Origin of the sequence: Streptomyces polyasparticus, assembly GCF_014493765.1 — a bacterium.
GTDB lineage: Bacteria > Actinomycetota > Actinomycetes > Streptomycetales > Streptomycetaceae > Streptomyces > Streptomyces polyasparticus.
The window spans coordinates 1-4,691 of sequence record NZ_JACTVJ010000070.1 but is presented as its reverse complement, the minus strand read 5'-3'; the positions used below and the strand labels follow the sequence as shown (position 1 = coordinate 4,691).

The following is a 4,691-nucleotide window of genomic DNA, read 5'->3' as shown; positions in this document are numbered from 1 at the left end:
GCTCGATCCGCGCCCACTGCGCGTCAGTCAGCGACACACCAGACCAACGATCAGATGATCCGAAGGAAACGGCCTAGCCGCGATGCTTCTTGTGGCGTCGGTTGTCAACGACAAAGGAGATAACGCTTGCGAGAGCGAGCATCCAGACAGCGAAGGATCCAATACCAAGGATCGTCATCATGGCGGCGCTCGCTGTTCGTTCGGAGGTGTTTTGGGAGGCGCTGTAGGCCCGCGCCAACACAGAGGCACGGGCCTACATGTCCAGCCCATCCCCGCAAAGTGTGTGGGCTGGCGCTCCTCGCGGGCCCGGCTGAGGAAGGTGGGCTCGCGGAGGGTTTGTGGGGCCCGCAGCAGGGGGGCGCTGCGGGCCCGAGGCTGACCCATGCCTGCCAGGGCGAACGGTCAGCCTCCGAGGTTGCTGCCACCAGTAGTTCGGAGGAATACCAAGACGTGCGACCTCGGAGTGGTCGAGCGGTGGCTGTTCTGGGTCCCCGTCAGGCCGCCGCTCGGTTACGAACTTACGCACCGCGGTGGCAACCAGTGAGGGCCTTTGGTCCTGAAAGGTCCTGGTGGTGCGTCAACTTTCGGCAGGCGCCTGTCGCCGCTGCTCGGGCCCCGTCGGCGCCGGGGTGCGGTTGAGGATGAAGTCTTGGAGTTCGCGGATGTGGACAAGGGTGCACCGGCAGTCGGTGCCGTGGCGGGTGAGGTGTCCGCGCTGGATCCATTTGCGGATGGTTGCCGAGCTGACGCCGGCGGCGCGGGCGGCCAGGCGGGTGTCGATGAGTCCTGGGCGGGAGCGGGCATTGCTGGGTCACCTCACCCCGGAAACGCCAAAGGCCCCGTTGGGGCGGGGCCTTTGCATGCGACTAACGATTAACCTGATTCGAGCATACCGAACCAGGGCCCTAGTGTGACATATGCAGAGCACTCAGCGCAAATCGACTCGTGTCAGAGTCGGTCGATGCCGCTGGTGAAGCTGGCGCGGGGCGCGTGCTCAGGGACGTGAACGGCGTAGCCGAGGCTGCGGAGGAGGTCGGCTGCCGTGTCGGGTTCGTCGCGTACCGCGGCGCGTAGCTGTCTGATCCGCCACTGGCGGATGCTGTTGCGCAGGGTGTCGGACCAGGTGTGGTCGACTGTGTCGACGCCGTACTCCTCGATGAGGCCGTACAGGATCTCTTCAAGGCAGGGCCTGAACCGGTGGCCGCCGACGGGGAAATGGAGGTCCGCCATGCGCGGAAAGCTGCTGGTGCGGTGGGCGTTGCGTTCGGCCGGCCGGTGCCGGTCCGCGATGAGCATGAGGTAGGCACTCTCATCACGGTGTGCGTGAACGTGCAGGTGTGCGCCGGGAGGATACGACTGCTGAGCTCGCTCGTACTCGTGGCGGAAGAGAGGTTCGCTGCTGTTGTGGGCGTGGATCGCGATGCGGGAGTTGTCGACAGCCAGGTAGTCGTGATCGCGGTCCCACCAACAGTAATAGCGTGCGTGCAGGTCGATCCGGGGTGCGCCGGCGATGGTGAGGACGGCGGGTACGGCCTGCCGGGTATCGGGGTTGAGTGCCATGACCGCGATGTGGGGCTTGCGGCCCTTGCCGCGAACGTGCGCAACGTATTGGGGTGCGTCGGGCAGGACGCTGCGCAGCGTGGTGGTGAGTTCGTCGGCGAATTCAGCGGCGCGTTTGCCGAGCTCGGCCAGGTCGGGTTCGGTCACGGCTGCTCGTCTTCGACCTCGTCGAGGAGGAAGTCGATGCCTTCGATGGTCTCCCATACGGACATCTCGTCCGGTGTGAGGCGTTAGGCGGCGGCGCGTTCGCTCAGGTCCTCGTAGGTGCGGCCCACTTCGCCGAGCAGTACTTGTCTCTCGCTACGGAGTTCGGCGGGGGTACTGAAGATGACGCTCGGCATGGGGGTGCTCCTTTCGTCTGTCGGCACTGTAGCTGTCCTCCTTTCGCCTGCTGCTATTGAAGCGGTTGGGTCTGACAGTCGGCTGCTTGTGCGGGCAGGGTACTGATCCGGTCGACCTCACGGGGGTCGACGAGGATGTTGACGGCTTCGCCAATGGCTTCGGCCGCGGTCATGCCGGTCTGCATGAGCACGCCGAGGTCGCGCGCGAACTCCGGGTCGACGAGGACGGTCAGTGGCGTTCCGGGCCGGGGCGGGGTGGGGGTTGTAGCGTTCGGGGTGGGCATGCGGGATCGGTCGCTCCTGAGTCTCGTGTGTCTGTGTGGGCCCCGCGCGCCTAGGCCGGTTGCGGGGCCCCTTTCGCATGTCATGCGGCGGTGTGCAGGGTCGCTGCGAGGGTGAGGCAGTGGCGCTCTGCCCAGGTGGTGTTGCACCAGCGGCAGCGAAAGTCTGCATCACCGGGTGTGGCGCGCAGGGTGGCCCCGCATTCGGTGCCGTCGTCGAGGACAGCCGGGCAGTAGCCGATGCGCACGGTCGGTTCGGGTGGGTCGGTGATGGATGTGGCGTGCTGCCACAGCTGGTGCACCGCGTGAGCGAAATCATCCACGGCGGGGTGTCGTTCGGCGGCCCAGGGGAGGTTGTTGCGCAGGAACGTGACCGCACCGGTGATGGGGGTGTTGCAGGCGCCCGGGTCGGTGTTGCGCAGGTGTGGCAGTTGCCAGCCGAGCAGGTCGCACCAGTCGGCCACCCACGCGTCCAGGACGGCGGTGATGCCGCCGACCGCCACGAGGTTCAGCGCGTCGAGGCTGCACGGCACCAGACTGCCGTCGCGGCTGGCCGACACGACCGCTCTCGGGCCACGCACGCCGGGTTCGAGCATGTCGCGGAGCTGCTCGCGCAGGCCGGGAAGTTCCTCGAGGCGCTCGTTGGTGCGGGTCTCGCAGTGTCGGCACAGGTAGCGGTGCGTGTCCGCGGAGTGCAGGCGGTGGTGGCAGTGGGTGCAGGCGGGTTGGGCCGAAGTGGCGGAATCACGGGTGTCGTGGGCGGCCATGGCGGTCTCCCTGCTGCGCTGGTGCGGATACTTCAGCTACGCGAGTACTGCATCCCTCGCGTGTTTGCGGGGTGGCAGCGTCTGGCGACTTGGCTGCCGCCCCGGGCATATTCGGGCAACGGTAAATCGGCTCTCCCCGTTGCCGTGGGTCCTGCCCTGGTCGTTTTCCCACCTCCGGCCGCGCTCGGGCCCGGCACGCCGGGCGTCGTGGCAGTTCATGCGGAACCGCCCCGACGCCCCCTTGCCTTGCGGGTGTTACTCCGAGCGGGCGGTGACGGACGCGGACGCGTGTGTCGTACGCGTCGATGCTGGCCACCCTGTGGCTATCTACCGCCACAGGGGGTTGGCCGTCTTGTCGGTCGGGCGCGGCCGGCCCCCACCCCGTGCGCGGTACGAGGAATACACGCCGACGTACCGCAACGGGGTGCCTGTGGCTGAGGCAACGCACCGCAGACACCCCACCCGACCCCGCCGCACGCGAGATCCAGACCTCCCATGCGGCGGCACGGGGCCGGCGCCCCTCGCCCCGGACCGCCCGCCCCACCCCCGGGGTGCCCCACCGCCGATGCCCGGTCGGGCACCCCACCCAGTACACAGCCCTGCCGCACGGATTACCGCGCCGCTCACGACACCTCGGCCGTGCGGAGTGTCAGCGGAACTGGCGGGCCTGCTGGGCCCGCAGTGCAGGCAGCGGGTGGTGGGCTGGTCTGGGTGGGTGGAGTGGGGGCTGATGATCGTGTCGGTCATGGCCTGCTCCCGTGGGGTGTGGCGTGATCTTGGTGCGGGACCCGCTGTCTTTCCGACTCGACGGGGACATGGGCCTGGGTTCCGTTCGGCAGGGCGCGTCGTGAGATCCGTGTCCAGCTCTCCGGCGCCCGCAGAGTCTGTGCATGAGGTCTGCGGGTGCCGGGCCCTTTGGGTTCCGTCGCGCCGGTTTCTGGGATGTTCATGCGGCGTGGCGGTGGTCGACGCTTGCTCTCCTCGGCGTCGGCCTGGGTGCGGGTGCCTGGATCGCGAGGTTCCGGGTGCCCGCACCGTCTGATGCTCCGGGGCCGCCTTGGTGTGATGGCTAGGCGGCCGCGGCCTGTAGTTGCTGGCGTTGCTGTTTGGCGAGGTGGTGGCGTTGGCCGGGAGTGGTGCCGGCGCGTATGCCGAAGCGGTAGTCACGGCCGCGGCCGTGTTCGTAGGCGAGGGCGTCGTCGAGGCACTCCGCCGACACCGGGCAGACCATGCACACCTTCCTCGCCGCACGGAGCACTTCGGTGTCCAGCTGAGCCGGGTACCAGAGGTCCTGGCGCGTCGCGTGAGCGGGTTGGGCGCAGGTGGCGTGGTCGCGCCAGGTGCCGGCCGCCGTGATCGGGGTGGGGTCAGTCATGGCTCACCTCGGCTTCGCACAATGCGTAGGGCTGTTCGGATCGCTCCAGGTGGCAGCCGGGCGCGAATCCGAAACCGCTGGTGTGATCGGGCCGGTCATGACCGGTGGCGGCAATCAGCCGCAGGGCGGTGGCTTCCAGCTCGGCCAGGCTCACATCGGGGCAGCGCAGGTCGATGGTGCGCTGCCCGGTCGTGACGGTGAATCTCACTGGTGGCTCCTAAGACGTTGTCCTATGTGGTGAGGCGGAGTAGAACCTCAACATGGTTCAGGGAACGTGGAGTTGGATTGTTCCGGACGGGCTGTGGGAGATCGCGAAGCCGTTGCTCCCGCCATCGAAAGTGCGCCCACAGGGTGGCGGGACACCGGA

At 68.0% G+C, this 4,691-nt stretch carries 5 protein-coding genes and 1 pseudogene; 1 reads left to right on the top strand and 5 read right to left on the bottom strand.

Annotation, left to right across the window (positions count from 1 at the left end; all coding sequences use genetic code 11):
* Window positions 1–948: 948 nt before the first annotated feature.
* From H9Y04_RS45415 to H9Y04_RS45390, 5 genes are all read right to left on the bottom strand, one after another.
* Window positions 949–1,707: a hypothetical protein gene (locus H9Y04_RS45415; protein WP_187820115.1), complete on the bottom strand. Its 759-nt coding sequence runs from the start codon at window positions 1,705–1,707 to the stop codon at window positions 949–951.
* A 247-nt stretch (window positions 1,708–1,954) separates the two neighbouring features.
* Window positions 1,955–2,185, bottom strand: a complete 231-nt coding sequence (locus tag H9Y04_RS45405; protein ID WP_187820114.1) for a hypothetical protein — start codon at window positions 2,183–2,185, stop codon at window positions 1,955–1,957.
* 80 nt (window positions 2,186–2,265) lie between these two features.
* Window positions 2,266–2,949, bottom strand: coding sequence for a hypothetical protein (locus H9Y04_RS45400; protein WP_187820113.1), 684 nt, complete (start codon window positions 2,947–2,949; stop codon window positions 2,266–2,268).
* 1,069 nt (window positions 2,950–4,018) lie between these two features.
* A complete protein-coding gene (locus H9Y04_RS45395; protein ID WP_187820112.1) occupies window positions 4,019–4,324 on the bottom strand; it encodes a WhiB family transcriptional regulator in 306 nt (101 codons plus the stop codon).
* Window positions 4,317–4,532 (bottom strand): hypothetical protein, encoded by a 216-nt coding sequence (locus H9Y04_RS45390; protein ID WP_187820111.1) that lies wholly within the window; start codon window positions 4,530–4,532, stop codon window positions 4,317–4,319. Before H9Y04_RS45390 ends, H9Y04_RS45395 begins: the two co-directional genes overlap by 8 nt.
* Window positions 4,533–4,584: 52 nt before the next feature.
* On the opposite strand from H9Y04_RS45390, the pseudogene H9Y04_RS45385 reads away from it, so the two are divergent.
* A pseudogene (locus tag H9Y04_RS45385) lies at window positions 4,585–4,691 on the top strand (IS5/IS1182 family transposase); the annotation flags it as partial.

What these genes read in the sequence shown, in the direction of transcription:
- H9Y04_RS45400 (WP_187820113.1), bottom strand. Translation starts at nt 2,949, where the DNA reads ATGGCCGCCCACGACACCCGTGATTCCGCCACTTCGGCCCAACCCGCC.
- H9Y04_RS45395 (WP_187820112.1), bottom strand. Translation starts at nt 4,324, where the DNA reads ATGACTGACCCCACCCCGATCACGGCGGCCGGCACCTGGCGCGACCAC.
- H9Y04_RS45405 (WP_187820114.1), bottom strand. Translation starts at nt 2,185, where the DNA reads ATGCCCACCCCGAACGCTACAACCCCCACCCCGCCCCGGCCCGGAACG.